This window comes from Sneathiella sp., from assembly GCF_036844445.1.
In the GTDB taxonomy this organism is placed as follows: domain Bacteria; phylum Pseudomonadota; class Alphaproteobacteria; order Sneathiellales; family Sneathiellaceae; genus Sneathiella.
Genome location: NZ_DAIUFV010000004.1, coordinates 339,810 through 365,832, shown reverse-complemented (window position 1 = coordinate 365,832; position 26,023 = coordinate 339,810). Strand labels below are relative to the sequence as shown.

Here is a 26,023-nt window from a genome sequence, read left to right as displayed (position 1 = left end):
TCAGAGCCTTTCTATCTTTTTCCAGCCAAACAGGCCCTGTGGTTGCACGAGAATGACCGCGATCATCATGGCGTAGGGCAATATCCCCGAGGCCGCCCCGTTGGTCACCGGGTCGAGATAGGCCATGGCGAGGGCTTCGCTGACGCCGATGATGATGCCGGCGAGCGGCGCGCCGCGGATCGATTCCAGCCCGCCGAGCAGCGCGACCGGCAGCGCCTTGAAGCCGATCTGCGCGACTTCGAGGGAGACGATCCGGCCCGACAGCAGCACCACCGCGCCGAGGGTCGCAACGATCGCCCCTAAGATCCAGGCGATCGCCGTTGCGGCGCGCACGGAGACACCGAGCGAGAGCGCCGTGTTATGGTCTTCCGCGACGGCCGCAAGACGGAGGCCCTGACGGGTGCGCGTGAAGTAGTAATGCAGCGCGAAGGAGAGAATGACGGTGAAGATGCCGCCGATCAGGAGCCGCGTGCTGATGAGGAAGGGGCCGATCGTAAAGGTGCCATCGGGCAGGATAACGGGAAACGGCCGCGTCTCCGCCGTCCATACCAGCTGCGCGATACCGCGGAGCAGGATCAGCAGGGCGACGCTCGCCATGAAAATCGCAAAGGCGGGCTGTCCGATCAGCGGCCGGAACACCAGCCGCTCGAGCAGCAAGCCGAACAGCACGCAGGCCACCAGCGTCATAAGCGCGGCGACGAACAACGGCACCTCTATGCCGACGGACTGCAGGCCGTAGGTGCAGGTCCAGAGGAAGAAGGCGCCGAAAACAACAACTTCACCTTGCGCGAGGTTGACGATGCGCGATGCCCGGTAAATAACAACGAAGGAGATGGCAACAAGGCCGTACACAAGCCCGACAAGCGTGCCCTCAACAAGAATTTGCAGAAAATTGATCATTGGCCGTCCCCGATCCGGTTAATTGCCACAACCGCTTTGAGCAGGCTGGTGCTGCCATCCTGATATTTCACTTCGATTTCGGTCGTGAGGCTGTCATCGTCGCCGTAAAGGGCGTCAATCATGTTTGCGTAGCGCGCATGGATATGCTCCCGGCGGAGTTTGCGCGAGCGCGTGAGTTCCGCTTCGTCGGCATCGAGTTCTTTTGGCAGGTTGATGAAGGCGACGACGCGCGCCCCCTCATCGACGAGGGCGTTGACTTTGCTGAGGACACGCCCGACCTCGCTGCGGATCAGCGGGAGCTGGCTGAGTTCGGGGAACGTGCCGTAGGCGAGGCCGTTGATTTCCGCAAACCGCCCGGCAATCTCCGCATCGATATTGATCAGCGCAACGACATTGTCGCGGTTTTCATCGCCAATGACGATCGCATCGCGGATCAGCGAGGAGGCACGCAGATGATTCTCGATGAACTGCGGCGGATAGGCCTGCCCGGTGCGCAGTTTTCGCAAATCTTTGAGACGGTCGAGATAGATCAGCTCGCCATTTTCATCGACGCGGACGGCATCGCCGGTTTTATAGCCGCTCTCCGGGCTGCCGAGCGCGACAGTCGCGCCCGGATCGTTGAGAAATCCGGAAAAGGCCAGGGTTTTCAGGCACAGCTCACCCTGTTCATCGACCCATCCCTCCATCGGGCCGGTAATGCTGGGATCCGATGGCATGAAGGTGCCCATCGTTTCCGGTGTCGTGCTGCCGGGACGATGGGTCGAAATCAGGCCAAGCTCGGTCGAGCCGTAGAGATTGCCAAGCGGAACCCCGAAGGAGCGGAAGCGCTCGAAGAGCTCCGCCGAGAGGCCGGAGCCGCCGGAGAGAACGGCGCGGGCGAAGCTGAGGCCCAGCAGGTTGCGAATACCGCGCAGCACCAGCAGCTCGGCGAGCGGCCAGCTGACAAAACGGAAGAAGAAGCCGCGCCGGCCGCGAACCTTGTCGAGCCCCTGCTGCATCCCCCAGCGGTAGAGCCACCGCTGCAGAGCCGGGGCGTCCATCATGCGCGCCTCGACGTCGGAGGCCTGCATTTCCCACTGGCGGGGCGTGAACATCAGGAATTCAGGCCCGACTTCGCGAAGATCATGCTGGATGGTTTCAGGCTTCTCGGCGAAATGAACCACCATTGGCGACAGCAGGGGCAGGGCGATGCCGAAGAACTGCTCCGCCGCCCAGGCCGGTGAGATATAGGAGAGGTAGTTGCTGCCCGGGCGCACATCGAGCGCTCCCATCAGGCGATAGGCGTTATCAAGAATGAAGGCGTGCGAGAGCATCGCCGCCTTCGGGTTCCCCGTGGTGCCGGAGGTGTAGCAATAGACGGCGACATGATCCTGCAGGCCCTTGGCGATTTCGATATCGACCCAACCGGAACTCTCAAAAGTCTCAGCCATTTGCAGCGCCGTCTCAAGCGAGATCAGCCTGGGATCCGTATAGTCCCAGATCCCCCGGCCATCGACATAGAGTATCTTGCGGATTTGCGGCACGCCGCTTTTGCATTGCAGGATTTTGTCGACCTGCTCCTGATCCTCGCCCATGATCATCACGGCGCCGCAATTCAGGATAATGAAGTCCAGCTCATCAACGGTCGCATCCGGATAGACGCTGACGGTGATGGCGCCGAGGGAGAGGGCGGCGAGCTGCCCGATCAGCTGCTCCTCGATATTCTCTGAAATGAAGGCCAGAACATCGCCGCGTTTCAGGCCGCAGGCCGCAAGGCCGCGGGCGGCGAGACGCACTTCATCGAACAGCACCGACCAGCTCTTGCTCCGCCAGATGCCGGCCCGTTTTGATTTGACGGCGGGCGTATCCGCGAACTCGGCGGCATTGGATTGCAGCAGCTGGGGCAGGGTCTTGCCGTTGGAACAGCGCTTTCCCGCAACGACCGGGGCGACAATTTTCGGTTGCGCCGTCATTGCACGGTCCCTCCGAGGTAGGCGGCGATCACCCGTTCGTTCGCGCCAACCTCCGCCGGTGTCCCGCAGGCGATGACCTCGCCGAAATCGACGACGGTGACCCGGTCGGAGATATCCATCACCACTTCCATGTCATGCTCGACGAGAATGATCGGGATGTTGAGCGCCGTGCGGATATCGAGAATGAAGCGGGCGAGGTCGCCTTTCTCCTCGGGGCCCATGCCCGCCATCGGCTCATCCATAATCAGGAGCTTCGGATTGAGCGCGAGCGCCCGGCCGAGATCGACGCGCTTGCGAAGCCCGTAAGGCATATCGCCGACCAGCATATTGCGGGCCTCTTCAAGCTCCAGAAAGTCGATGATTTCCTCGGCTTTGCGGGTAAATTCCTCTTCCTCGCGCCGGGTCGAGCCCCAATAGATCATATTGCGGAAGATCCCGCCCTTCATCCGGCCGTGGTAGCCTGTCATGATATTTTCGCGGGCCGTCAGGCTGGGATAGGTCTGGATGCCCTGGAAGGTGCGGCTGATCCCCATTTCCGCCCGTTTCCGCGGCGGAAGGGCGGAAATATCCTGATCGCCAAAGCGGACCGAGCCGGACTGCGCCCTGTAGAAGCCCGAGAGGCAGTTCAGCAGGCTCGACTTGCCCGCGCCATTGGGGCCGATAATCGCATGAATGTGGCCTTTCTCGACGGTGAGCGACACCGCCTTCAGCGCGTGCACGGCCCCGAATCTGAGGCTCAGCCCGTCCGCTTCCAACACAGCTGTTTGCGAAACACTGTTACTGTCCATAGCTTCCCCTCCCGGAATCTGAGACAATTTACATTGGGTACCGCCTGTTTACGTTTTCGCCCCCTGCTAGAAGGTCACATCCAGTCCGCATTCGCGTGCAATCAGCAATGTCTGGATCTGGGAGCTGCCATCGCCGATCGTACAGACCCGATTGTCCCGCAGGTAACGCGAGACCGGGCAGTCATCCATGAAACCCCAGCCGCCATGCACCTGGATCGCCATGTTCGCGACTTCCGAGCCGATTTCCGTGGCGTAGAGTTTCGCCATGGAGAGCGCTTTGAGGTCCGGCTTTCCAGCATCGACCTGCCAGGCGGCGCGGTAGGTGAGGAGGCGGGCGCAATCGACCTTGACGGCCATGTTGGCGATCATTTCCTGGATGAGCTGGAGCTTGCCAAGGCTGCCGCCGAACGCTTGCCGTTCCTTGGCATAGGCAAGGGCATGGTCGAGACTGGCCTGCGCAAGCCCGAGGGAGCAGGTCGACAGGAAGAGGCGCGCGGCCTGATAGCCCTTGTGCAGAACCCAGCGGCCGCCGTCGACTTCGCCGACCACAGCCCCTGCCGGAAGCTTGCAGTCATCGAGATAGAGCGGGCGCGTATCGGACGAGCGCCAGCCCATTTTTTTGTATTTTTCTCCCCGCGTGTAACCCGGCGTATCGTTTGGCGTCAGGAAGAGCGTGTATTTCCTGGTCTCGGCGTCCTTCGGGCTGGAGACGGCAAGAATGAGCGTGAAGGACGAGATATCGGTGCCGGGGTTGGTGATATAGGCCTTCTCGCCGGTGAGCGACCAGCCGCCGTCATCGAGCCGACGGGCGCGGGTCGTGAAGCCCGCCGTATCGCTGCCGGCGCCGGGCTCCGTCCCGGCGATCGAGCAGATCCGCTGTCCGGAGACGATGTCGGGCAGCCATTTCCGCTTCTGCTCCTCGGTACCGAAGCGCTGCACGGTCAGGCCCGTTGCGACCGACACCATGAGGGAGACGGCGAGGGACTGATCGGCGCGGGCGATTTCCTCGATGGCGAGGACGGCATCGAGGACCCCGAGGCCCATGCCGCCATATTCTTTATCGAACGGGATGGACATGACGCCAAGTTCGCCGAGCTTCTGGAAGAGGTCCGTTGGAAAGACGCCCTCCCGATCGAGCTGCTCGGCGCGCGGCGCGATCTCCGACTGTGCGAACTCGCGGATACTTGCCTGAAAGTCTAACTGCTGCTGCGACAGATCAAAATTCATCTCTTCCTCCCCTGAGATATCTGGCTGTTACTTTTTTGTTGATTGCGGTATCGGCGCGAGATGTATATCGGCCGTCAGTTGCTTCGATGGCTCGGCGGCGAAGCCGCGCGTCACCAGCTCGATCATGGCGTCCGAGACATCCTCGGGCGTCCAGACGCCGTGCGGTGAATACCATTTGGTCACCCAGTGGATCGCGCCCAGCATCGCGAAGATCGCGAGTTTTGAATTGATCGGCACGATGCTGCCATCCTCGACCCCCGCATTGACCAGCGCGCGCATGCGGATCTCGAAGGCGTCACGAAGGGCGATGATCTTTTTCGCCTCTTCGCCCGTCAGCGCCTTTTCCTCGAGAATGATAACCGGCACGCCCATGGTTCCGATCATCTCCCGCATATAGCCTTTCATGCCGATCTGGATCTTCTCGAGGCCGGTTTTCCCTTCACGCTCGCCGATATCCATATTCTGGGCGGCGATATCCATAGCCTCCTTATGGCAAAGATACAGAAGGTGATTCTTGCTTTTGACATACCGGTAGAGCGCCGTTTTGGTCACCGACAGCCGTTCGGCCACCTCATCAAGGGTCGTGCCATGGCTGCCCCGCCGGTTGAACACCTGCGCCGCCTCGCGAATGATCGCCTGCCGCTTGATCTCGAGCTGCTCGGCGGGCGTTGGAAGTGTGTTAGCCCATCGCAAAATACTGTTCCTTGTCTCAAAGCTTGTGGAAAAGGCGGCGGAATCGCCGCAACTCCCTGTTCGTTTCAGGATATAGTCATAAACTAGAAATAATGTCCAGTATATTAAGTTACTAAATGTTCACTTTTGTTATTTCTGGCCAAAAGCCTGCGGGTGGGATTCTCCGAAGAAAATAGCCGTCACCCAATCCGCCATAGCCTCACTCTTAGCTACCTGACGCGATGCTGTCGGGCTGCGGATCAGTAGCGCACTCCATTCCCGGGATTGCTTAATGATACGAATCGCGTACGATGAGGGTTATGTCAAAGGGGCCTTGGACGGATGAAGAAAACGACCTGATCGTCGCGGATTACTTTTCCATGTTGGAAAAGGACCTTGCGGGGCATGCCTATAATAAGGCCGAACATAACCGTAATCTTCAGCGATATATTGATCGCTCCCGATCGTCGATCGAGTTTAAACATCAAAATATCAGTGCCGTTTTAAAGGGATTTGGCGAAGCGTGGATACCAGGCTATGTGCCGGCGTTTAACTATCAGTTTTCACTCGAAGATGCCGTATGGCGTTGGATGGAGAAGGTCTCCTGGGCGGAAAAACAACCCGAAACTTCTCTCAACATAGGCATGGCGGAGCCAACATCGCTCTTTGTCGACCCCCCGCCGACGATGTCGAACCAGCCGCCTCCCGCCGAGACCGAGCAAATGATACGCGTGGCGAAAAAGTTTGATATCGCGGCGCGGGACGCGAGAAACCGGAAACTTGGATATGCGGGCGAAAAGCTGGTATTCGAGAGGGAGAGGGCGGAACTGATACAGTCCGGGCGAGAGGATCTCGCAAGAAAAGTTCGCTGGGTATCACAGGAAGACGGAGATGGCGCAGGCTATGATATTGCCAGCTTTAAGGTGGATGGCCAGCCGCGACTTATAGAAGTTAAAACGACGAATGGCTGGGAACGGACCCCATTTTATATATCCAGAAATGAAATTGAGGTGTCGGAAGAGCAGGCTGATCGCTGGTGCCTTTTCCGGCTGTGGAATTTTTCCCGTAAACCGCGAGCATTTGAGCTTTATCCGCCGCTCAGTGCACATGTCGCCCTAACCGCCACATCTTATGAGGCGAACATTCGGTAGCCTACTGAAATTTGCCTTTCTGCCCGACCGCTTTGGGTTGTGCTCGCCTCCTGAACCGAAAAAAAAGGCCGAGACGGATTTTTCCTGCGGGGCCGTTTAATGAAAGTGCGCCGTTGAAGCCTCTGCGCTTTTGGGGCGTGCGGGCGGGGTGCCGCTGTCGAAATTGTGACGACAAGTCGCAGGCGTACCCGGTTAATTTATGCTTTGATGGAGCGAAACGGATCGATGCTGAGACGAATAAATCACCTGCGTCCAAGCTTTACCCGCAAGGAACGACTGAGGGATCACCTTTAGAGTATGAAGAAGAAATGGATCATCATCGCCGCCCTTGTGCTGGCGGTCGCAGGCGGGGGCGGCTTTGCCCTGTGGCAGTCCAGCTTTGCCGCGGCAAACAAGCCGGCCGTCCTCACAACGCCCGTCCTTCGTGGAGACATTGAGGAGACGGTCGTTGCGACGGGAACGCTTGAGCCGAAAGAGATTGTGAGCGTCGGCGCGCAAGTATCGGGCCGAATCGAGACGCTGTTCGTCGAGCTTGGCCAGGAGGTGAAGGAAGGGGACATGATCGCGCAGATCGATGCCCGCACCCGCACCAATGACCTGCTGACAGCGGAGGCGAGCCTTGCCAATGTCACGGCGCAGCTTGCGGCGCGGAAAGCATCGCTCCTGCAGGCCGAGCAGACATTCCGCCGCCAGCAGCAGATGATCGCAGGGCAGGCGACATCGGCGGCCGAATTTGAAAGCGCGAAGGCGAGCCTTGAAGCTGCGCGCGCCGACGTAAAAGCGCTTGAAGCGCAGATCAAGGAAGCCGAGGTGCGCAAAGCCACGGCCGAGGTCAATCTCGACTATACACGCGTCCAGGCGCCGATGGATGGGGTGGTCGTCGCGATCGTTACCAAGCAGGGGCAGACGGTCAACGCCGTGCAGTCCGCCCCGACCATCGTCGTGATCGCCAATCTCGATGTGATGACGGTGAAGGCGGAAGTCTCGGAGGCCGATATTATCAAGGTGAGGCAGGGCATGCCGGTCTATTTCACCGTGCTTGGCGATCCTGATAATCACTACCGCGCGACGCTCGCCCGCATCGAGCCTGCGCCGGCGACAATCGTCAATCTCGTAAACAGTTCAAGCACAGCGTCAACTTCGAGTTCTACCGCGATCTATTATAACGCTCTTTTCGATATCGACAATTCGGATGGCGCGCTCCGGGCGATGATGACGGCGGAGGTTTCCATCGTGCTCGCCGAAGCAAAGGACACGTTGATTATTCCTGCCGCAGCACTGCAGCGGGCGGCGGGCGGGGCCTACAGCGTCCGGGTCCTGGCGGCGGATGGCGTCGTTGCGGAGCGGCGTGTTCGCGTCGGGATCAACAATAAGGTGCAGGCTGAGATCCTTGAGGGCCTGAGTGAGGGGGAGAAGGTGGTCGTAAGCTCCCCCGCCGCGCCGCGGCCGGCAGGCTCGGGCGGCTCCACGCGGATGTTCAGATAGCGGTATGGACAGCAAACCCCTTCTTGCACTTCGAGCGGTGCGCCGGGAATATCCGTCGGGCGATGGTGTTTTCGTGGCACTGAAAGACATCAATCTCGATATCCATGCGGGCGAGATGGTGGCGATCATCGGCGCCTCCGGCTCCGGCAAATCGACGCTGATGAATATCCTCGGCTGTCTCGATCGGCCGACGTCGGGCGTTTACCGCATCGAAGGACGCGAGACGGCGCGCCTTGAAACGGACGAGCTTGCCGAACTCCGGCGTGAGCATTTCGGCTTTATCTTTCAGCGCTATCATCTGCTTGGCGACCTCTCGGCGCTCGGTAATGTCGAGATGCCGGCGATTTATTCCGGCCGGTCCCGCGCCGCCCGGAAAATCCGCGCAGCCACGCTGCTCAGCCGTCTCGGCCTTGCCGACAAAACGGAGAACCGCCCCGGCCAGCTCTCCGGCGGGCAGCAGCAGCGCGTCTCCATCGCGCGGGCGCTGATGAATGGCGGGCAGGTCATTCTCGCCGACGAGCCGACCGGCGCGCTCGACAGCGCGAGCGGGCGGGAGGTAATGCAGATCCTCCGCGAGCTGCACCGCGACGGCCACACCGTCATCCTCGTCACGCACGAGCCGACGATTGCCGAACAGGCCGATCGCATCATCGAGATCAGCGACGGCGAGATTATTTCGGACAGGCGAAAGGAAGCCTCTGCCCCGGCGGCAACGCTCGCCGCTGATCGCAAGCGGGAGGGGCGGTTTTTCGGGCTGTTCGGTCGCCTTCAGGAAGCGTTCCATATGGCCCTGCTGGCGATGTCGGCGCATCGGCTCCGTACTTTCCTCACCATGCTCGGGATAATCATCGGGATCGCCTCGGTCGTCTCCGTCGTCGCGCTTGGCAACGGATCGCAGCAGCAGATATTGGAGAATATCAGCAGCCTCGGCACCAATACCCTCAGCATCTATCCCGGCGCGAGCCAGGGCGATCTTCGCTCCGCCCGGGTGCAGACGCTGGTGCCGGCGGATGCGGCGGCGCTCGCCTCGCAAAGCTTTGTCGACAGCGTCACCCCCTCAGTCTCAACCAGTGTGACGACGCGCTATCGCAATATCGCGGCGACCTCCGAAGTGCAGGGCGTCGGCGAGGATTATTTCCGCGTCCGCGGCACCCGGCTGTTGCAGGGGAGCTTTTTTGATGCGGAAAGCGTTGAAAGCTATGCGCAGGTCGCCGTCATCGATCATAACAGCGCGGCGGCGCTCTTCCCGAACGGCGAGGATCCCGTCGGCGCGGTTATCATCGTCGGCAGCGTGCCGATGCGCATCATCGGCGTGGTGGAAAATAACCTCCTCGGCTATCGGCGGAGCAACAGCCTCACCATTTTCAGCCCCTATACCACCGTCATGTCACGTCTTCTTGGCCAGCACTATTTAAGCTCCATCACTGTGCGCATCACTGACGATGTGGCGATGGAGACGGCGGAGGCGGCGGTCACAAGCTTCATGGCGATGCGCCACGGGGTTGAGGATTTCTCTGTCTTCAACACCGACAATATCCGCCAGACCATCACCAGCACCAGCCAGACGATGACGCTCTTGATTGCCGCGATTGCGCTTATCTCGCTGATCGTCGGCGGAATCGGGGTGATGAATATCATGCTGGTCTCGGTGACGGAGCGGACAAGCGAGATCGGCGTTCGCATGGCGGTTGGTGCGCGGCAGGGGGATATCATGCAGCAGTTCCTGATCGAGACGGTGCTTGTCTGCCTGCTCGGCGGCGCCATCGGGATTGTGCTTGCGCTCTCGCTCGGCCTGATTTTTGAGAAGATGGACCTTGGCTTTGTGATGATCTTCTCGACCGGTTCGATCGTTGCCGCCTTCGTCTGTTCGACGCTGATCGGCATCGTTTTTGGTTTTCTTCCGGCGCGAAACGCCGCGCGCCTCGATCCGGTCGAAGCGCTGGCGCGGGATTAATGATATGAAGTTGCTTATGAGAAAATCTACGCATGCCATTGTTATCGCCTCTCTATTTCTAACCGCGGGCTGCGGGTCGCTGATCAGGACGGAATATCAGCCGCCGGTACTGCCGGTAGAGACCGCCTGGCAGACCTCCACCGTTGCGGACAGCCTGCCGCCGCGCGACTGGTGGCAGGCGTTTGCCATTGCGGAGCTAGACGGGCTGGTCGCGCGTGTTACGGCCGAGAATGGCGATCTGGCCGCAGCCGGTATCCGCCTCAACCAGGCACGCCTCTCCACCGAGCTTGCCGGCAACCAGCTCTTCCCAAGCGCATCGGCAAGCCTCGGTTCGTCCGTGAGCAGGCCGCTCGACGGCGGCGCGCGGGCAGAGTCGGCATCCGCTTCGCTCGGTATCGCCTGGGAGGCGGATCTCTTCGGCCGCCTTGAAGCCGAAAAGGACGCGAGCCGCTGGCAGGAGATGGCGAGCGCCGAGGATCTCGACGCAACCCGCCTCTCCCTCATTGCAACGACGCTCACGGCCTACTGGCAGCTTGCCTATGCCAATGATCAGATCCGGATCGGCGAGCAGAGCATCCGCTATACGGAGCAGGCGCTTGATCTCGTCCGCCTGCAGTATAACGCGGGCAGTGTCTCGCTGCTCGACCTGCGTGAAGCGGAGCAGTCGCTCGCCGCGCAGCAGGCGACGCAAACGCAGCTTGTCCAGGCGCGGGTCGAGGCGCGAAACGCCCTCGCCGTCCTTTTGGGTAAGCAGGTCTATGACGGACCGGAGCCGACGACGCTCCAAGGCGCGCGCATCCCGGCGCTGGCGGCGGGCCTGCCGTCGGAGCTGGTCGCGCGGCGCCCGGATTTGAAGGCGGATGAGCTTCGCCTCCGCTCACTGCTCTCCAGCGTGAATGCGACGCGGGCGAGCTTTTATCCAAGTTTCCGCCTTACCGGCAATCTTGGCGGCGGCAGTAACGAGCTGTTTGATTTCCTGAGCAACCCGGTTGCCATGCTGGCAGGAACGCTGGCGGCACCGCTTCTCAATTTCGATCGCATCGCGCTTAATGTCGATATCTCGAAAGCGCAGTATGAAGCGGCGGCAGCAAGCTTCCGCCAGACATTCTACCGCGCGATCGGGGAGGTCGAGAACGCCCTCTCGGCGCGCCAGCAATATGCCGCGGCGGCCGAGTTTCTGGAGCGCTCCTACGCGGCGGCGGCGGAGGCGGAAAGCCTCTATGAGCGGCAGTATCGGGCGGGCGCGATCCCAATCCGAAGCTGGCTGGATGCCCAGCAGCGTCGCCGCAACGCCGAGAATGCCGTGCTTGGCAACATGTTCAACCGGTTGCGGACGGAGGTGACGCTCTACCAGGCGCTGGGCGGCTAAGCGCGGGCGAGGGCGCGGCCGCTATTTTCCGGCCCACTCCACCAGAACCTTGTGAAGCGCGCGGTACTGACGATCCGTCTCCCGGCCGAACACCGGATCGCCCTTGTCGTTCATGCGGGTCTCGATAATATCCCAGTCGGACTGTTGAAGCGCGCGTTCCGCCGCCGGCAGGAAGATGCTTTCCTCGCGCTCCATATGCCAGCGGAGAAAGTCCGTATAGCGCCGGACGGCGGTGGCGAGTGTCTCGCGCGAGGCATTTTTTCCCGATTTGGCAAGTTCGAATGTCGCCATGAAATTATCCAGCAGACGGCTCAGCCGCTCGTGCTCGATGATGATTTCCCGCCCATACGCGCCGAGCGAGGGACTGCGGATATTCAGTCGTCGCAGGATGAAGTTTTCAATCGGGTGATGGCAGGCGCGCGGGAAGGTGACGAGGTAGTCGACAATTGTCTCGATCAGAAATTGATTGAGGCTGTGACCGGCGAGATAATCGTCCATTTCCCGCTCCAGCATGTCGAGGAGCACGGTCATTCGCCGGTGGTCCTCCAGCAATTTTGCGATAATCTGCGACATGATATATCCTCACAATTGAGTATCATGCCACCCTATAGACCCGGCCGAAAAGCGCATTGATCAGGATCAAGTTTCGGCGGGGCCCGCAATACGCGCACAGGATTTGCCTTGTTGAATGACGCAAGCGCGTTATCATCGGGCGGAGCTTCACTCTGCTGTAGATGGGATCTTGACCGATGGTCGATTTCGGCGCCGAAAATACGCATCTCTATCACGCCGCGATCGGTGATGCGGGAGGCGTTGACCTTGCCGCGTGCCTTGGCGTTCTTAGCGACGCGGAGCGCGCGCGCGCAGAGCGCTTCAAATTTGATCTCCACCGAAACCGCTATATCCGCGCGCATGGGACGCTCCGCCATCTGCTGGCGCGCTATCTCGATATGCCGGCGGATCATGTCCGCTTTGAAACAGGGGAGCGGGGCAAGCCGTTCATCCGCGGCTGTGACCTCTATTTCAACATGTCGCACTCCGCCGATACGGCCGTCTATGCGTTCAGCCGCAAGGGGCATATCGGTGTCGATGTGGAGATGTATGATCGCCGGGTGGAGATCGACGATCTCGCGCGCCACTATTATACGGCGGCCGAGCAGAGCGTATTGAACAGCCTTGACAGGAGCGGCCGGCGGGCGCTTTTCTTTCATCTCTGGACGGCGAAGGAAGCGCGCATGAAGGTGACCGGCGAAGGCCTGGCGCTCGATCCGCGCGAGATCGATGTCGAGATCGAGGGTGGACGGCTGCTCGGCTATCGGCGCCCGGTGCAGCCGCTGGCCCGCCTCCAGCAGATCGAGCTTGGCACCCTCCGCGGCGCCTGCACGGTCGCCGGCCTGTTCACGCCGCGCGCCGAGCTGCGGGAATTCACGCTGTGAATTAAGATAGTTTTGCGGCAACTGCCGCCATCACGCGCCCGCGCGGCGCCTCAGCTTTTGAGATCCAGCGTTGTCCGCTGCATCGTCTCCCAGAGCTCGAACAGCTTGACATTGGCCTTGTAGCTGTGGAGCGCCATATTCTGATCGATCATCTCGCGGGCGATGTCCACATTCGGCATCTCGACGAAGCCGTTCATATCGGCGAGGGGATGGGTGGGGTTAGAGGCCTGCACGGTTGCCGGGTTGCGCTCGCGGAGCTTGACATGCGGCGCGCCGGTTGCATCTGTTGTCTGGACCGGCTCAACGGCGCGGTAGGCGCGCTGCGGGCCGCTCGCGCCGGGGGTACCGTAGCTCCCGGCATTGACGACGTTCTGCGCTGCCGCTTCCGCCCGCTTCGTTGCCGCGGCCATGCCGCTGATCGCTGTGCCCAGAATGGTCGTCATGATTTTCCCGCTCGCTAAAACTTTAAATAAAATTTACGCGAAAAGAACATTTAACTTATGCTCTTTATAGGTGAAAATTCGTTAACAAATCGTTAAGATTTGCGCCCATCCCGTGCGAGCCGCGCCCGCCAGAGGCCGAGAATATGGAGAAAATCCTCGCGCGGGCCCGTGGCGGCGGGCGCGTCCGCGTCAAAGAGAGGCGAGATAATATAGTCGGTTTCCGTAAGGATGAGGGAAAACGCGTTGCCGGTGATTTCCATCTCCTCCCCTGTATCGCGGGCAAGCCGGGCGAGGATATAGTCGATCAGCGCGAGATCATTCTGAATTTCGGTTTCAAAAAAATCTTCTAGCGCCTTGTTTTCTGGCGCTATCGTGATTTTCAGAAGGCCGCTCTTCCGGTCGCGGCGAAGACGTATTTTCATGGGCTCCGGCCTCCCCGGTCAGCGACATAAAGCGGATAGGCGGTGTTGATATCGCCGTTGTTGTAGCGATACCCCTCGATCAGGAAGCCATGGCCGGACGGGCCGCGCCAGCGGCTGCCGCCCGGCAACATGTTATTGGCGGCGGCGTAAAGGATGCTGTCGATCACCTGCTGGCGCGAGAAGTGATCGGGAAAAAAGCTTGAGAACTTCTCTTTCCAGCGCCGTTCAACCGGATCATAGATTTCGACTATAGCGGTGTAAACGCCGGCGCGATTGGGCCCCGACATGCGCCGGGTGATGCGGGATTTCGCGCCCAATGGCTCCTTTGGCGCGACATGAAAGCCGACCGGCTTGCCGGAGCGGTTGATCTCGCCCTCAAAAATATGCGTGAGGTTGAGGGAAGGGCGCGTCTTTGACCACTGGCTGCGCGCCTCGCTGTCAGCGGAGAATTGCGGCAGCAGCAGCGCGGCGGCGCCAAGCAGGGCCAAAATCGCAAAAAGCAGGCCGCGCCGCTTGATGCCGGACAGGCGGCCAAGCGAAAGCCTGTTATCCCCCGCCACTGAAGAAACTCTCGACAAGGCTTTTCGCGACCAGGTTCCAGCCATCCACCAGAACGAAGAAAATCAGCTTGAAAGGCAACGAAATCATGACCGGCGGCAGCATCATCATGCCCATGGACATGAGAATGGAGGCCACCACCATATCGATGACGATGAAGGGCACGAACAGCAGGAAACCGATCTCGAACGCGCGCTTCAGTTCACTGATCATAAAGGCAGGCACCAGAACTTTCAGCGGCACATCGGCCGCTGTCTCGGCAACCGGTGTCTGGCTGAGATCCATGAAGAGAAGCACGTCCTTCTCGCGCGTATGCTCCATCATGAAGCTGCGAAACGGATCGACGGTGCGGTTGAAAGCCTCCGTCTCGTCGATTTCCTCGGCGATCAGGGGCGCGATGCCATTGTCATAGGCGGCCTCAAACGTCGGCGCCATGATGAAGGCGGTGAGGAAGAGGGCGAGCGAGATCAGCACGACGTTGGGCGGCGTCGACTGTACACCGAGCGCGCTTCGAAGCAGCGAGAGGACGACGATCAGCCGCGTAAAGGAAGTCATGACGATGAGAATGGCCGGCGCGAGACTTAGCACCGTCATTAGCACGACGAGCTGGACAATGCGGCCCGTTAGCGGCCCGGCATCCTCGCCAAAATCAAGCGAGATCGACTGCGCCATCGCCTCGATAGGGAGGGCGCAGAGCGAAAGGGCGAGAAGCGCTGTCAGGAAGAGGCCCTTGCAGGGGACGGGCAGGGGGACGCGACGCATTCTGGTAATCCCGGTCATGTTAATTCACTTCACCCGGTTCGGCTGTCTCTGGATAGCGGATATTCTGCTCAACGACAAGGTCGCGCTCCGGGCCGAGCAGCAGCAGATGCTCGCGGTCATCGCGCCTGACGAGGACGAGGCGGCGCTTGGCGTCGATCGCAATGACATCGGTGACGGAGAGGCGTTTCGGGGCGTTGGGGTCGCGCCTGGCGCGCGGAACCATGCCGGCGCGACGGGCCAGTAGGGCGAGCAGGGCAATCAGACCGAGAACTATGATCAGCCCGACAATATATTTCAGGTATTGTACGGGTTCCATCGAGCTGCCATCAAAATCTGTCCGGTTGTTACGCTTCTGCGCCTACAGTAGCGGCCCGGCATGGATTTGAAAACAATTCTTTACCGGGCGCCGCCCTCGATGTTCCGGATCGTCTGATGGAGAATGTCATGCTGCTTCTGCACTTCATCGGAGAGCGCATTCAGCGCCTGCATCATCTGGTTCATAAACTCCGTCAGCCGCAGGCGATCTTCGCGCGGCGCGCTCTGCACATGACCTTGAATACGGATAATCCGGTTCGGCAGCGAAGTCATGTCGATCATGAGTCCCTGGCGCGTTTGCTCGAGATAGTCGGCGATGTCGTCCATGACATCGGATATCTCCGCATTTATGGCTGCAATATTTTCCATGGCGTGTCGGTCAAGATGGCGTTTTTCCCTGGCACCGATAGAGATAGGTGAGGATTTCGGAAACCGCTGCAAATGCTTCCAGGGGAATGGGGCAATCGACCTCGATTTCCGATAAAATCTGTGCCAGATCGGAATCAGTGCGCACCTTTACACCATGAGCGAACGCCAATTGCAAGATGCGTTCAGCAAGTTCGCCTTTTCCACTTGCGGTTACCCGGGCAAGCGCCGCCGGAGACTCGTCGTAGCTAAGTGCGATCGCAAGCGCATTTTCGCCATTTTCTCGGGTCGCTCGCGCGTCATCCGTCATGATTCGTTTCCCGGTTGTTCCGACCTCCGGCGGCAGTATAAACGAAATCTGATTAACAATTCTTTACAACTTCAAGGTTACCGCGGAAATGACGCGGAAATATGCAAGTTCCTTCTTGCAACTGCGCGTGGGAACGACTATGTATCGATCGCCGGACAATGGCGACACCGCCTCGATAGATTATTGTGACCGGCACTGTGCGCCAACTGACAGGAGCGATCGCTCCGAATGCACATGTGAAACTGAACAAATGTCATTGTGACACGATTGGCTCTTCCCGTCGGGAATGGCCCTGCAATATCGAATGCTCCCGCCAGTCACGACGGATGACGCGCGGTGGAAGCTTGATACAAAGGAGTGTGAATTTTATGAAGGACATGGAATATGCGCTGAACGGTAAGACCGTTGCCATCCTTGTAGCGAACGGTTTTGAGGAATCCCATATGACGACCCTGCACAAGGCGCTCGTCCAGATCGGGGCCGATGTCAAGATTGTCTCGCCGGAAAAAGGCGTGGTGAACAGCTGGCACGGCAACGGCTGGGGCCATTTCTTCCCGTCCAATGCGCAGCTTGAGATTTCCATGTCCCATCATTTCGATGCGGTTGTCATTCCGGGCGGGTCCCGGCACGTCAGCCGCCTGATCTCCGATCCGCAGACCGCCCGCTTCATGCGCGGCTTTATGGAAGACAACAAACCCGTCGCGCTGGTTGACGATGCAACGCGCATCCTCGCCGAAGCCGACCTTCTCAAGGGGCGGAGCGTCGTCGCCTCCGACGAAGTTCGTGAGATCCTTGCCGAAAAGGACGTTCGTCTTGTCGACGCCGAACTGCATGTCGATGATATGCTGGTCACCGCCCTTGCTGCGGATGACGCGCTGGTCACGAACTTCGCGGGCAATATCGTGAAATACAAGCCCGAAGCCTGGGAAGCCGCCTAAAAGAACCGCAAGGCGACAGGATGAGAAAGAAAGGCGCCTCCGCTTGCGGGGGCGTTTTTTTATGCCCTTTCGGCGGCTTTTTCCGATGTGTTCACAGTCTGTTAAGACTTCTCTCCTAGGGTAGGGTCAGGAAAAACCGCGAAGGCAGGCGATCCTGATATGAACCTGGAGAAAATTCCGCTCTTCTCTGCGCTGACGGAGAAAATGAAATGGCTGACGGCCCGGCAGAAGGTGCTGGCGCAGAATATTGCCAATTCCGATACGCCCAACTATCGCGCCCATGACCTGAAGCCATTGAAATTCAAGGAATATATCAATGGCCCGAAAGAGCAGAGTGTCGAGGTCAACCGCACCAACAGCCGCCATATTTTCGTTGGCGACACGTCTCCCTATAACGCGGTCATCGATCGCAATGTCTCCGAGATGACGCCGACCGGCAACGCGGTGGTGCTGGAAGAAGAAATGATGAAAGTCGCCGAAACGCAGATTCAGTATGAGCTGACGACGTCTCTTTACAAAAAGAATCTCGGCCTGATCAAAACCGCGCTTGGGCGTCGCTGAGTGCGTAACGAAAGGATGTCGCTGACATGGATCTTTTGAAAACAATGCAGATCTCCGCCTCTGGCCTCGATGCGCAGGGGCAGCGGATGCGCGTGATTTCCGAGAATCTGGCGAACAAGGACAGCATGGGCAAGACCCCGAACGAGGATCCGTATCGTCGCAAGGTGATTTCATTTCGCAACGTGCTCGACCGCGAAGCCAACATCACCAAAGTGCAGGTCGCCAATATCGGCGTCGACCGCAGCGAGTTTGATCTCAAGTTCAATCCGAGCCATCCGGCCGCCAATGCCGACGGATATGTAAAGATGCCGAACGTCAACGCGCTGATCGAAGTGATGGACATGAAGGAAACGCAGCGCTCCTATCAGGCCAATCTCGGGGCGATCGAGGCGGCCAAGAAGATGGTCATGCGCACCCTCGATATCCTGCGCCAGTAGAGTAGAGTTTAAGGGGAACAGATTATGGCGGATGTGACAGCACTTGCCGGAACACAGGCCTATGCGAAGGCGCTGAACAATGCAATTGGTGCGCGGGGAGCAGGGGAGTCCCTGAATGGCACGGAAGCGGCCGCGGGCCCGAGTTTCGCCGAACTTCTTGCCGAAGCCGGCCAGTCGGCGATCGAGACAGGCGTCGGCGCCGAGAAGGTCAGCCTTGAATCGATCACCGGCGACGCCGGGCTTGCCGACATCGTAACCGCCGTCAGCAATGCCGAAGCCACCCTCGAAACCGTGGTCGCGGTGCGCGACCGTGTAATTCAGGCTTATCAAGACATCATAAAAATGCCAATCTAGGGCTGTACTCTTTTACGACAGCAAAGGATTGAAGCCATGAACACTGCCGATGTCGTCGATGTCGTCCGTGAAGCGATCTGGGTTTTGCTGATAGTGGCTTCCCCGGTGATGCTGGTGGCGCTCGGCGTCGGCCTTATCATCGCGCTGATACAGGCGCTCACACAGGTTCAGGAAATGACCCTCGTGTTCGTGCCCAAGATCCTCGCAATTTTTCTTTCCCTGATCGTGTTCATGCCGTTCATGATCAGTTCCATGATCGAACTGATGGAACAGCTTGCCCAGCGTATCGCTGGCCTGGGATGACAGGCGCCCGCTAGATGCTGGATGAATTCCTGAGTGTGAATGTCTGGTCGTTCCTGTTGATTTTCCTGCGTCTTGGCGCGGCGTTCATGGTCGTGCCGGGGTTCGGTGAAGCCTTCGTCCCGCCGCGTGTCCGCCTTGCGATCGCCCTTGCCGTCAGCTTCCTTGTCCTCCCCTTTGTTGCCGGCAGCCTGCCGGGCGAGCCGGCGACGCCTGCCGCGCTCCTTCTGCTCCTGCTTGGCGAGACGCTGATCGGGCTGGTGATGGGCGGTGTGCTCCGCCTTCTGCTGAGCGCGCTGCATGTCGCGGGCTCCATCATTGCGCAGCAGTCGGGCCTTGCCGCCGCGCAGTTCTTCGATCCGACGCAGATGACGCAGGGCGCCATTACCAGCACCTTCATGACGCTGATGGGACTGGTGATGATTTTCGTCACCGACCTGCATCATCTGTTCATCGAGGGGACATTCGCGATCTACCGTGTCTTTCCGGTCGGCGATACGCCCGATTTCGGCTCGCTCAGCGAGCTTGTTGCGGGCTTCATTGCGCAGGCTTTCCTGCTCGGCTTCCAGATTGCCGCGCCGTTTCTGGTGTTCGGCATCACCTTCTATATGGGGATCGGGCTTCTTAACCGGCTGATGCCGCAGGTGCAGATTTTCTTCGTCGCGATGCCGCTGCAGATTGTCCTTTCCTTTGCCATTCTGGCGATTACAATTGGCGCCGGGATGATGTGGTTTCTGGGGTATTACGAGGAAGCGACGATACGCTTTCTCGGGGAGTAGGGGCGGATGGCTGACGGCGCGGATGATGCCCAAAAAACCGAAGACCCGACCGCCAAACGGCTCGAAGATGCCTTCAAGAAAGGGCAGGTGCCGAAATCGCAGGAGGTCGGGCACTGGTTCATGAGTATGGGGATCGGACTGGTCGTCCTGATCTTCATTGCCGGGCTTGGCCAGGCGCTCACATTCGATCTTCTCAAATTCATTGAACAGCCACACGCCATCGCCACCGATCGCTTCCATCTCGGCGTGATCTTCGGCGATCTCGGCTGGGCGGTGATCGGCGTCGTTGCGCCGGCGCTGGGCACGCTGATGCTGGCCGGGCTGATCGGCAATTTGATCCAGCACCGTCCGGTTTTCTCGGCCGAGCGCATCATTCCAAAACTTGAAAAAATATCACCACTTAAAGGGTTTAAGCGCCTTTTTTCAACCAAGTCACTGGTTGAATTTGCAAAAGGCCTGTTGAAGCTGGCGCTCGTTGGATCCGTCGCGATCCTCTTCGTCCTGCCGTCGATGGACCAGCTTGCCGTAGTCGTCTCCTACGATGTGCCGCAGGTCTTGGGGCTGATCCAGGAGCAGTCCCTGCTGCTCATTGCCGGCGTCGCCGCGGTCATGAGCGTCATCGCCGGGATCGATTTTCTCTATCAGCGCTTCAATCACTATAAAGAGCTGCGCATGACCAAGCAGGAGATCAAGGACGAGTTCAAGCAGACCGAAGGCGATCCGATGGTGCGGGCGCGGCTGCGGGCGCTGCGGGCCGAGCGCTCGCGCCGGCGGATGATGCAGGCCGTGCCGGAAGCCGACGTGGTCATCACGAACCCGACCCATTTTGCGGTCGCCCTCAAATACACACCCGAGGAGGAGCGCGCGCCTGTCGTCGTCGCCAAGGGGATGGATAATATCGCCGCCAAAATCCGTGAGATTGCGACGGAGAACAAGATCCCGATTGTCGAGAACCCGCCGCTCGCCCGCGCGCTGCACAAGGCCTGCGACCTCGACGAAGAAATTCCGTATGAACATTTCAAGGCGGTGGCCGAGATCATCAGCTACGTCATGCGGCTCAACAAAACGAAATTCAGGAACTAGACGGCCCTCCATGGAACGGCAGATCGAAAGACGGCGGAAAAGTCGCAAATTTTTCATGGGCGTGGATGCCCGCCAGCTGGCGGCGGCGTTTTTCCTCGTAGCTGTGCTAATCGTCATCTCGGCGCTGCTTGGGCGTGAGCTCAGCCTGATCAACATCATCATCCTGAGCGCGATGGTCGTGGCCGCGATGGGGCTCGGCCTCTGGTACCTGATATTCCACGGGCTTCGCCAGGCGGCGAACGGCAATCTGGACATGATGGTCGATCTGATCGCCTCAAACCCCGAAGGGCGGATGCTGACGACGAAGGACGGCCGGTTCATTTATGCCAACGATGCCTATCGCGAATTGCTCGATTTGCCCGAGCGCGAGAGGGGGCTGACCCTCAGCGACTATTTTGCCGATGATGAAGAGGCCGTCACGCAGATCGAGAAGATGCTGAAGGCCGCCGTCTATGACGGCGCCCCGGGCGGCAGGATTGATCTTGAGACGCGGCAGGGCCGCTGGCTGTCCATCCTTGCCCATTCGCTGGCCGCGCTCCCCGACACCGTCATCTGGTATGTCAACGAGACGACGCGCCAGCACCGGGTGGAGGAGGAGGAGCGCCTTGCCCGCGAAACATTGTCGGAATATTTCAATAACGCGCCGGTCGGCTTTTATTCGCTGGATGGAAACGGGCGGCTACTCTTCGTCAACCGTCTCTTTGCCGAATGGCTTGGCTACCGCCAGGAAGAGCTGAATGAGGGAAAGCTTGCCTTCAGCGAGCTGGTCGTGAAGCCCGACGACGCGCAGCTTGATCTTGTCGAGATGGTGACCGGGGAGGGGGCGCTCTATGAGGGAGAACTGACGCTCCGCCGGCGCGACGGCACGCGGCTGCCCGTTCATGTCACGCAGACGGTCGTGCGGGACGGGGCGGGGACCATCGTCGGCTCGCGGTCGGTTGTGCGCGAGTTGCTGCAGGAGAAGCAATGGCGCGAGCGGGTCGCCAATGCCGAGTTGCATTTCCGCCGCTTTTTCGAAGCCGCGCCGATCGGTATTCTGCTGCTTGATGCGAACGGCACGGTGCTGGAGACCAATCCGGCCTTCCGCGCCCTGACCGGAACGGTCATCAACAAGGCGATCGGCAGCCATGTGATCGATCTTGTCGATGAGGCGGACCGCGAGCCGCTGCGCCAGCGCCTGATTGAGGCGGCGGCGAGTGAGTCGGCGGCGCCGGTGATCGAGGTCAAGCTGCTCGGCGCAACCGAGGAGCGCGCAGCGAGCTTTTATATCAGCGCCATCGCAGGCGAGGATCCGGATGCGGAGCGGCTCCTGATCCATGTCGTCGATACATCCGTCCAGCGCAGCCTCGAAGTGCAGTTTGCGCAAAGCCAGAAAATGCAGGCCGTCGGCCAGCTTGCGGGCGGCATCGCCCATGACTTCAACAACCTGCTGACCGCCATGATCGGGTTTTGCGATCTGCTGCTGCTCCGCCACCAGGTCGGCGATCCGTCCTATTCCGATATCAACCAGATCCGCCAGAACGCCAATCGCGCCGCCGGGCTTGTCCGTCAGCTTCTCGCCTTTTCCCGTCAGCAGACGCTGCGGCCCGAAGTCACCGATCTCACGGATGTGCTGGCGGAGCTTTCCAACCTGCTCCGCCGCCTGATCGGCGAGGCGATCCAGCTCAAAATCACCCACGCCCGTGACCTGTGGCTGGTCAAGGTGGACCGCGGCCAGTTCGAACAGGTGATCATCAACCTCGCCGTCAATGCGCGCGACGCCATGGCGCGCGACGGGCTTCTCACCTTCAGCACGGAAAATCTGACGATCACCTCCGGCCAGAAGGATTTTAACGAGCTGATCCCGCCCGGCGACTATATCCTTGTCAAGGTGTCGGATACCGGAACCGGCATCCCTGAAAATGTCATTGCGAAGATTTTCGATCCGTTCTTCACCACCAAGAAAGTCGGCGAGGGGACGGGCCTCGGCCTCAGCACGGTCTATGGCATCATCAAGCAGACGGGCGGCTTTATTTTCGCCGAGAATAACGAGACCGTCGGCAGCACCTTCAGCATCTTCCTGCCGCGCCATATGGAGGAGAAGGGCGCTGGCGATCCTCTCGATGCGCCGCAGAAATCGACGCATCGCGACCTGACCGGCAAGGGAACGATCCTGCTGGTGGAGGATGAGGATCCGGTCCGGCTCTTCGCGGCGCGGGCGCTTGAAAACAAGGGCTATACCGTCCTTCAGGCCGACAGCGGCGAGACGGCACTTGAGGTGGCCCGCGCGCATGACGGGGTGATCGATCTTTTGATCAGCGATGTGGTGATGCCAGTGATGGACGGCCCGACGCTGGTAAAAGAGATCCTGAAAGAGACCCCGGATCTCAAGGTGATCTTTATTTCCGGCTATGCCGAGGATGCGTTTCGCAAGGATCTTGATTTCGATGTCAGCAAGATCGACTTCCTCCCCAAGCCCTTTTCACTGAAGGAAGTGGCGAGTAAGGTCAAGGAAGTGCTGATGCGTGAGGATGCCTGATCGTGCGCTCGGGTCTCAGTGCCCTGCAAATTTATCGAGCATCGCATGCCAGCGCAGCATGAGGGGGACGAACCAGGGGGTGCCGGAATATAGCGGCAGAGTCGGAAAGTCGAGATCGTCATGCGCCGTTTCCGCGCTTTTCTCCCCAAGGATCCTGCGGCTCAGTTGGCGCGCAAAATAGATCGAACGCGTGATGCCCGAGCCGCAATATCCCATGGCGAAATGGATGCCCTCAACCTCGCCAAGATGCGCGGCGTAATCGAAGGTATAGGCGACATTGCCGTGCCAGCAATATTCCGCGCGGGCGCTCTCGAGCTGGGGAAAGACCCGCCGCGCGAGGCTTAGCAGATCGCTCGCGATCGCCTCCGGCCGCTGCTTGGCGTCCATGACGCGGCCGCCCAAAATCATCCGCCGGCCATCGGGCGTCGGGCGATACCAGAACACCAGCCGGTGCGTACCGCCATGCATCCGGAGTTTGGGTGATATGGCCCGGATCGTCTCGAACCCGAGATCTTCGGTCGCGACAACACCGGCGTTGATCGGAATGAGCCGCCGCCGGAAGAAAGGAAATTCGCGGCCGGTATAGCCGTTTGTCGCGAGGACAACGGTTTTCGCGTGGATGTCGCCGCGCGCGGTGCGGAGAGTTTTCCGCGTCCCCTCCCCATCGATGCTGTGGACAGGGCAGTCCTCAAAAATCCGGCAACCCGCGCGGGTCGCCCGCGCCGCAAGGCCGCGTACCAGCTTGTAGGGATTGATGCCCGCATCCTGCTCGTAAACGACACCGCCGTGATAAAGCTCTGTGCCGATCTCCGCGCCTTGCGCCTCGCGCGGGACGGCGTGGAATTTAAGCCCGACTTTATCCGATAAAAGCGCCGTTTCGGCAATGAGGGCGTCATATTCCTTCGCGGTTGCCGCGCCCCGGAAGCGGCCGACACGCTGCAGGTCGCAATCGATTTCCTCGGCCTCAAGGAAGCTGTAGAAATAGTCGAGTGATACGAGGCTCTCGCGGAGGATCGCCCAGGTTTTTTCCGCGCCGTATTTCCGCGTCATGCCAGCGATGCCGAGCTTATGAAAACTCGGTCCGCACATGCCGCCCGAGCGGCTGGAGCAGCCGTGGCCGATATCGCGGGCCTCGAAAACCGTCACAGAGAGGCCGGCGCGGGCGAGATGCAGCGCCGCCGCAAGGCCGGTAAATCCGGCGCCGATTATGGCGATATCCGTTGCGCGGGGCACATCGCCCGGATCACCCGCCGGCTTCTCGATCCCTTGTTTCCAGTAACTCTCACGGATCAGGTTCGGCACGGCGGATGCTCCCGGGCTCAGGGTTTTAAATATGCGCCGTCCGGTGACGCCATGGGGTAGGTCCGCTCAGATATCAAAGGACACCCCTTGCGCAAGCGGCAGCTCGCGGGAGAAATTGATGGTGTTGGTGGCGCGGCGCATGTAGCCCTTCCAGGCGTCCGAGCCGCTTTCGCGCCCGCCCCCGGTTTCCTTCTCGCCCCCAAACGCGCCGCCGATTTCCGCGCCCGAGGTGCCGATATTGACATTGGCGATGCCGCAGTCCGATCCGGTGACGCTGAGGAACAATTCCGCCTCGCGCAAATCGAGCGTGAAGATAGAGGAGGAGAGGCCGGCGCCAACTGCATTCTGCATCGCGATGGCGTTCTCGAGCGTGTCATAGCGGATCACATAAAGGATCGGCGCGAAGGTTTCCTCCAGCACCACGCCGTCATGCATCGGCATCTCGACGACTGCCGGGCGGGCGTAATACGCATCTGCATGGCCTGTCTCGACGCGCTCCCCGCCGGTTACCTTGCCACCTGCGGCGCGCGCGCGTTCAAGCGCCCGCTGCATGCCGTCAAACGCGGCCTTGTCGATGAGCGGCCCGACGAGGGCAGAGGTTTCAAGCGGATTGCCGACAGAAACCGAGCGATAGACCTTTTGCAGCGCCGGAACGAGCTCGTCATAGACGTCGCCGTGCACGAAAAGGCGGCGGAGCGTGGTGCAGCGCTGACCGGCCGTGCCCATGGCGCCGAAAGCGACGGCGCGGAGCGTCATATCGAGATCGGCGCTTGGCGTCACAATGCCCGCGTTGTTGCCGCCAAGCTCGAGGATCGAACGGCCAAAGCGTTCCGCGACCTTCGGACCAACATAGCGTCCCATGCGCGTTGATCCGGTCGCGGAGATGAGCGGGATGTCGTGGCTCGTGACCAGCGCATCGCCGACATCGCCCGCGCCGATCACAACGCTCAGCAACCCGTCCGGCGCATCGCCGAACCGTTCGAGCGCGCGCCGCGCGATCGCCATGCAGGCAAGCGCCGTGAGAGGCGTTTTCTCCGACGGCTTCCAGATCACCGGGTCGCCGCAAACAAGGGCGAGCGCCGTGTTCCACGACCAGACAGCAACCGGGAAATTGAAGGCGGTGATGACGCCGACCGGGCCGAGGGGATGCCACTGCTCCATCATTCGGTGGCCGGGACGCTCGGTCGCGATGGTCAGTCCGTAAAGCTGGCGCGAGAGGCCGACCGCGAAATCGCAGATGTCGATCATCTCCTGCACCTCGCCTTCGCCTTCGGAGAGGATTTTTCCGACTTCGATCGAAACGAGCCGGCCGAGATCGGCTTTTGCCGCGCGGAGTTCCTCGCCGAGCAGCCGGACGAGTTCGCCGCGTCGCGGGGCCGGAACGGTCCGCCAACTCGCGAAAGCGGATTTCGCGGCGTTTATGGCATCCTTGACGACGAGCGCATCGCTTCCGGTCACCGCCGCGATCCGCTCGCCATTGACGGGGCTGAAAACTTCGAGATTACCGCCCGTGATGGCGGATTTTTCAACTCCCAGCCGGCCGAGAATTTCTGCGGTGAGATGAGCAACAGTCATGATGATCCTTCCTGTCCCGTGTTTGCTGGTCTTCGGAAAAAGGCTCCGGTGTTCCGCCTATAGTCT

The 26,023-nt window shown here is 60.1% G+C and carries 28 protein-coding genes; 13 read left to right on the top strand and 15 right to left on the bottom strand.

The window, feature by feature from the left end:
• The 5 genes from V7Z56_RS10725 to V7Z56_RS10705 form a co-directional block, all read right to left on the bottom strand.
• The gene (locus V7Z56_RS10725; RefSeq protein ID WP_334129431.1) at nt 1–900 is read right to left on the bottom strand and encodes a branched-chain amino acid ABC transporter permease; all 900 of its coding nucleotides are present in this window, start codon (nt 898–900) and stop codon (nt 1–3) included.
• Complete coding sequence (locus tag V7Z56_RS10720) at nt 897–2,852, bottom strand: AMP-dependent synthetase/ligase (RefSeq protein WP_334129430.1); 1,956 nt, start codon at nt 2,850–2,852, stop codon at nt 897–899. Before V7Z56_RS10720 ends, V7Z56_RS10725 begins: the two co-directional genes overlap by 4 nt.
• The gene (locus tag V7Z56_RS10715; protein WP_334129429.1) at nt 2,849–3,640 is read right to left on the bottom strand and encodes an ABC transporter ATP-binding protein; all 792 of its coding nucleotides are present in this window, start codon (nt 3,638–3,640) and stop codon (nt 2,849–2,851) included. The genes V7Z56_RS10720 and V7Z56_RS10715 overlap by 4 nt, the downstream gene beginning before the upstream one ends.
• A 66-nt stretch (nt 3,641–3,706) precedes the next feature.
• A complete protein-coding gene (locus tag V7Z56_RS10710) occupies nt 3,707–4,867 on the bottom strand; it encodes an acyl-CoA dehydrogenase family protein (protein ID WP_334129428.1) in 1,161 nt (386 codons plus the stop codon).
• A gap of 27 nt (nt 4,868–4,894) precedes the next feature.
• Nucleotides 4,895–5,560: a TetR/AcrR family transcriptional regulator gene (locus V7Z56_RS10705; RefSeq protein ID WP_334129425.1), complete on the bottom strand. Its 666-nt coding sequence runs from the start codon at nt 5,558–5,560 to the stop codon at nt 4,895–4,897.
• 299 nt (nt 5,561–5,859) lie between these two features.
• On the opposite strand from V7Z56_RS10705, the gene V7Z56_RS10700 reads away from it, so the two are divergent.
• The 4 genes from V7Z56_RS10700 to V7Z56_RS10685 all read left to right on the top strand — a co-directional run bounded on the left by V7Z56_RS10700 (nt 5,860) and on the right by V7Z56_RS10685 (nt 11,498).
• Complete coding sequence (locus V7Z56_RS10700; protein ID WP_334129424.1) at nt 5,860–6,690, top strand: DUF3883 domain-containing protein; 831 nt, start codon at nt 5,860–5,862, stop codon at nt 6,688–6,690.
• Nucleotides 6,691–6,987: 297 nt separating this feature from the next.
• Nucleotides 6,988–8,175, top strand: a complete 1,188-nt coding sequence (locus V7Z56_RS10695) for an efflux RND transporter periplasmic adaptor subunit (protein WP_334129423.1) — start codon at nt 6,988–6,990, stop codon at nt 8,173–8,175.
• 4 nt (nt 8,176–8,179) lie between these two features.
• Nucleotides 8,180–10,129 carry a MacB family efflux pump subunit gene (locus tag V7Z56_RS10690; RefSeq protein ID WP_334129422.1) on the top strand — a complete coding sequence of 650 codons (1,950 nt, stop codon included), beginning with the start codon at nt 8,180–8,182 and terminating at the stop codon, nt 10,127–10,129.
• 16 nt (nt 10,130–10,145) lie between these two features.
• A complete protein-coding gene (locus V7Z56_RS10685) occupies nt 10,146–11,498 on the top strand; it encodes an efflux transporter outer membrane subunit (RefSeq protein ID WP_334129420.1) in 1,353 nt (450 codons plus the stop codon).
• 21 nt (nt 11,499–11,519) lie between these two features.
• Here the strand turns inward: V7Z56_RS10685 and V7Z56_RS10680 are convergent, their stop codons facing one another.
• The gene (locus V7Z56_RS10680; protein WP_334129418.1) at nt 11,520–12,071 is read right to left on the bottom strand and encodes a hemerythrin domain-containing protein; all 552 of its coding nucleotides are present in this window, start codon (nt 12,069–12,071) and stop codon (nt 11,520–11,522) included.
• Nucleotides 12,072–12,247: 176 nt separating this feature from the next.
• Here V7Z56_RS10680 and V7Z56_RS10675 point away from each other — a divergent pair, with 176 nt between their 5' ends.
• Entirely contained in the window at nt 12,248–12,934 is a 687-nt protein-coding gene (locus tag V7Z56_RS10675) for a 4'-phosphopantetheinyl transferase family protein (RefSeq protein WP_334129417.1), read from the top strand.
• Between the two features lie 50 nt (nt 12,935–12,984).
• Here V7Z56_RS10675 and V7Z56_RS10670 read toward each other — a convergent pair whose 3' ends face one another.
• The 7 genes from V7Z56_RS10670 to V7Z56_RS10640 all read right to left on the bottom strand — a co-directional run bounded on the left by V7Z56_RS10670 (nt 12,985) and on the right by V7Z56_RS10640 (nt 16,110).
• Nucleotides 12,985–13,377, bottom strand: coding sequence for a flagellar basal body rod protein FlgC (locus V7Z56_RS10670; RefSeq protein WP_334129416.1), 393 nt, complete (start codon nt 13,375–13,377; stop codon nt 12,985–12,987).
• Between the two features lie 92 nt (nt 13,378–13,469).
• The gene (locus V7Z56_RS10665) at nt 13,470–13,799 is read right to left on the bottom strand and encodes a hypothetical protein (protein ID WP_334129415.1); all 330 of its coding nucleotides are present in this window, start codon (nt 13,797–13,799) and stop codon (nt 13,470–13,472) included.
• Nucleotides 13,796–14,359 (bottom strand): EndoU domain-containing protein, encoded by a 564-nt coding sequence (locus V7Z56_RS10660; protein ID WP_334129414.1) that lies wholly within the window; start codon nt 14,357–14,359, stop codon nt 13,796–13,798. The genes V7Z56_RS10665 and V7Z56_RS10660 overlap by 4 nt, the downstream gene beginning before the upstream one ends.
• Entirely contained in the window at nt 14,346–15,119 is a 774-nt protein-coding gene (gene fliP / locus V7Z56_RS10655; RefSeq protein ID WP_334129413.1) for a flagellar type III secretion system pore protein FliP, read from the bottom strand. Before fliP ends, V7Z56_RS10660 begins: the two co-directional genes overlap by 14 nt.
• Nucleotides 15,120–15,138: 19 nt before the next feature.
• On the bottom strand, nt 15,139–15,435 hold the full coding sequence (locus V7Z56_RS10650) for a flagellar biosynthetic protein FliO (protein WP_334129412.1): 297 nt from the start codon (nt 15,433–15,435) through the stop codon (nt 15,139–15,141).
• Nucleotides 15,436–15,515: 80 nt separating this feature from the next.
• The gene (locus tag V7Z56_RS10645; RefSeq protein WP_334129411.1) at nt 15,516–15,761 is read right to left on the bottom strand and encodes a hypothetical protein; all 246 of its coding nucleotides are present in this window, start codon (nt 15,759–15,761) and stop codon (nt 15,516–15,518) included.
• A gap of 52 nt (nt 15,762–15,813) precedes the next feature.
• On the bottom strand, nt 15,814–16,110 hold the full coding sequence (locus V7Z56_RS10640) for an EscU/YscU/HrcU family type III secretion system export apparatus switch protein (RefSeq protein WP_334129410.1): 297 nt from the start codon (nt 16,108–16,110) through the stop codon (nt 15,814–15,816).
• 368 nt (nt 16,111–16,478) lie between these two features.
• Here V7Z56_RS10640 and V7Z56_RS10635 point away from each other — a divergent pair, with 368 nt between their 5' ends.
• The 8 genes from V7Z56_RS10635 (at nt 16,479) to V7Z56_RS10600 (ending at nt 23,080) form a co-directional block, all read left to right on the top strand.
• Complete coding sequence (locus tag V7Z56_RS10635; protein ID WP_334129409.1) at nt 16,479–17,048, top strand: DJ-1/PfpI family protein; 570 nt, start codon at nt 16,479–16,481, stop codon at nt 17,046–17,048.
• Between the two features lie 159 nt (nt 17,049–17,207).
• Nucleotides 17,208–17,609: a flagellar basal body rod protein FlgB gene (gene flgB, locus V7Z56_RS10630; protein WP_334129408.1), complete on the top strand. Its 402-nt coding sequence runs from the start codon at nt 17,208–17,210 to the stop codon at nt 17,607–17,609.
• A 26-nt stretch (nt 17,610–17,635) separates the two neighbouring features.
• The gene (gene flgC / locus V7Z56_RS10625; RefSeq protein WP_334129407.1) at nt 17,636–18,046 is read left to right on the top strand and encodes a flagellar basal body rod protein FlgC; all 411 of its coding nucleotides are present in this window, start codon (nt 17,636–17,638) and stop codon (nt 18,044–18,046) included.
• A 24-nt stretch (nt 18,047–18,070) separates the two neighbouring features.
• Nucleotides 18,071–18,400: a flagellar hook-basal body complex protein FliE gene (locus V7Z56_RS10620; RefSeq protein ID WP_334129406.1), complete on the top strand. Its 330-nt coding sequence runs from the start codon at nt 18,071–18,073 to the stop codon at nt 18,398–18,400.
• A 36-nt stretch (nt 18,401–18,436) separates the two neighbouring features.
• Nucleotides 18,437–18,703, top strand: a complete 267-nt coding sequence (gene fliQ, locus V7Z56_RS10615; RefSeq protein ID WP_334129405.1) for a flagellar biosynthesis protein FliQ — start codon at nt 18,437–18,439, stop codon at nt 18,701–18,703.
• Between the two features lie 14 nt (nt 18,704–18,717).
• The gene (fliR, locus tag V7Z56_RS10610; RefSeq protein ID WP_334129403.1) at nt 18,718–19,479 is read left to right on the top strand and encodes a flagellar biosynthetic protein FliR; all 762 of its coding nucleotides are present in this window, start codon (nt 18,718–18,720) and stop codon (nt 19,477–19,479) included.
• A 6-nt stretch (nt 19,480–19,485) separates the two neighbouring features.
• The gene (gene flhB, locus V7Z56_RS10605) at nt 19,486–20,562 is read left to right on the top strand and encodes a flagellar biosynthesis protein FlhB (protein ID WP_334129402.1); all 1,077 of its coding nucleotides are present in this window, start codon (nt 19,486–19,488) and stop codon (nt 20,560–20,562) included.
• Nucleotides 20,563–20,572: 10 nt separating this feature from the next.
• Complete coding sequence (locus tag V7Z56_RS10600) at nt 20,573–23,080, top strand: PAS domain S-box protein (RefSeq protein ID WP_334129401.1); 2,508 nt, start codon at nt 20,573–20,575, stop codon at nt 23,078–23,080.
• A 15-nt stretch (nt 23,081–23,095) separates the two neighbouring features.
• On the opposite strand, the gene V7Z56_RS10595 is transcribed toward V7Z56_RS10600, so the two are convergent.
• Together V7Z56_RS10595 and amaB are read right to left on the bottom strand one after the other, a co-directional pair.
• Entirely contained in the window at nt 23,096–24,382 is a 1,287-nt protein-coding gene (locus V7Z56_RS10595; RefSeq protein WP_334129400.1) for an NAD(P)/FAD-dependent oxidoreductase, read from the bottom strand.
• A 66-nt stretch (nt 24,383–24,448) separates the two neighbouring features.
• Nucleotides 24,449–25,957, bottom strand: a complete 1,509-nt coding sequence (gene amaB / locus V7Z56_RS10590; protein WP_334129399.1) for an L-piperidine-6-carboxylate dehydrogenase — start codon at nt 25,955–25,957, stop codon at nt 24,449–24,451.
• Nucleotides 25,958–26,023: the final 66 nt, after the last annotated feature.

Coding starts and splice junctions, on each gene's coding strand:
- V7Z56_RS10725 (WP_334129431.1), bottom strand. CDS start 900: ATGATCAATTTTCTGCAAATTCTTGTTGAGGGCACGCTTGTCGGGCTT.
- V7Z56_RS10720 (WP_334129430.1), bottom strand. CDS start 2,852: ATGACGGCGCAACCGAAAATTGTCGCCCCGGTCGTTGCGGGAAAGCGC.
- V7Z56_RS10715 (WP_334129429.1), bottom strand. CDS start 3,640: ATGGACAGTAACAGTGTTTCGCAAACAGCTGTGTTGGAAGCGGACGGG.
- V7Z56_RS10710 (WP_334129428.1), bottom strand. CDS start 4,867: ATGAATTTTGATCTGTCGCAGCAGCAGTTAGACTTTCAGGCAAGTATC.
- V7Z56_RS10700 (WP_334129424.1), top strand. CDS start 5,860: ATGTCAAAGGGGCCTTGGACGGATGAAGAAAACGACCTGATCGTCGCG.
- V7Z56_RS10695 (WP_334129423.1), top strand. CDS start 6,988: ATGAAGAAGAAATGGATCATCATCGCCGCCCTTGTGCTGGCGGTCGCA.
- V7Z56_RS10690 (WP_334129422.1), top strand. CDS start 8,180: ATGGACAGCAAACCCCTTCTTGCACTTCGAGCGGTGCGCCGGGAATAT.
- V7Z56_RS10685 (WP_334129420.1), top strand. CDS start 10,146: ATGAGAAAATCTACGCATGCCATTGTTATCGCCTCTCTATTTCTAACC.
- V7Z56_RS10680 (WP_334129418.1), bottom strand. CDS start 12,071: ATGTCGCAGATTATCGCAAAATTGCTGGAGGACCACCGGCGAATGACC.
- V7Z56_RS10675 (WP_334129417.1), top strand. CDS start 12,248: ATGGTCGATTTCGGCGCCGAAAATACGCATCTCTATCACGCCGCGATC.
- V7Z56_RS10670 (WP_334129416.1), bottom strand. CDS start 13,377: ATGACGACCATTCTGGGCACAGCGATCAGCGGCATGGCCGCGGCAACG.
- V7Z56_RS10665 (WP_334129415.1), bottom strand. CDS start 13,799: ATGAAAATACGTCTTCGCCGCGACCGGAAGAGCGGCCTTCTGAAAATC.
- fliP (WP_334129413.1), bottom strand. CDS start 15,119: ATGCGTCGCGTCCCCCTGCCCGTCCCCTGCAAGGGCCTCTTCCTGACA.
- V7Z56_RS10650 (WP_334129412.1), bottom strand. CDS start 15,435: ATGGAACCCGTACAATACCTGAAATATATTGTCGGGCTGATCATAGTT.
- V7Z56_RS10645 (WP_334129411.1), bottom strand. CDS start 15,761: ATGGACGACATCGCCGACTATCTCGAGCAAACGCGCCAGGGACTCATG.
- V7Z56_RS10640 (WP_334129410.1), bottom strand. CDS start 16,110: ATGACGGATGACGCGCGAGCGACCCGAGAAAATGGCGAAAATGCGCTT.
- V7Z56_RS10635 (WP_334129409.1), top strand. CDS start 16,479: ATGAAGGACATGGAATATGCGCTGAACGGTAAGACCGTTGCCATCCTT.
- flgB (WP_334129408.1), top strand. CDS start 17,208: ATGAACCTGGAGAAAATTCCGCTCTTCTCTGCGCTGACGGAGAAAATG.
- flgC (WP_334129407.1), top strand. CDS start 17,636: ATGGATCTTTTGAAAACAATGCAGATCTCCGCCTCTGGCCTCGATGCG.
- V7Z56_RS10620 (WP_334129406.1), top strand. CDS start 18,071: ATGGCGGATGTGACAGCACTTGCCGGAACACAGGCCTATGCGAAGGCG.
- fliQ (WP_334129405.1), top strand. CDS start 18,437: ATGAACACTGCCGATGTCGTCGATGTCGTCCGTGAAGCGATCTGGGTT.
- fliR (WP_334129403.1), top strand. CDS start 18,718: ATGCTGGATGAATTCCTGAGTGTGAATGTCTGGTCGTTCCTGTTGATT.
- flhB (WP_334129402.1), top strand. CDS start 19,486: ATGGCTGACGGCGCGGATGATGCCCAAAAAACCGAAGACCCGACCGCC.
- V7Z56_RS10600 (WP_334129401.1), top strand. CDS start 20,573: ATGGAACGGCAGATCGAAAGACGGCGGAAAAGTCGCAAATTTTTCATG.
- amaB (WP_334129399.1), bottom strand. CDS start 25,957: ATGACTGTTGCTCATCTCACCGCAGAAATTCTCGGCCGGCTGGGAGTT.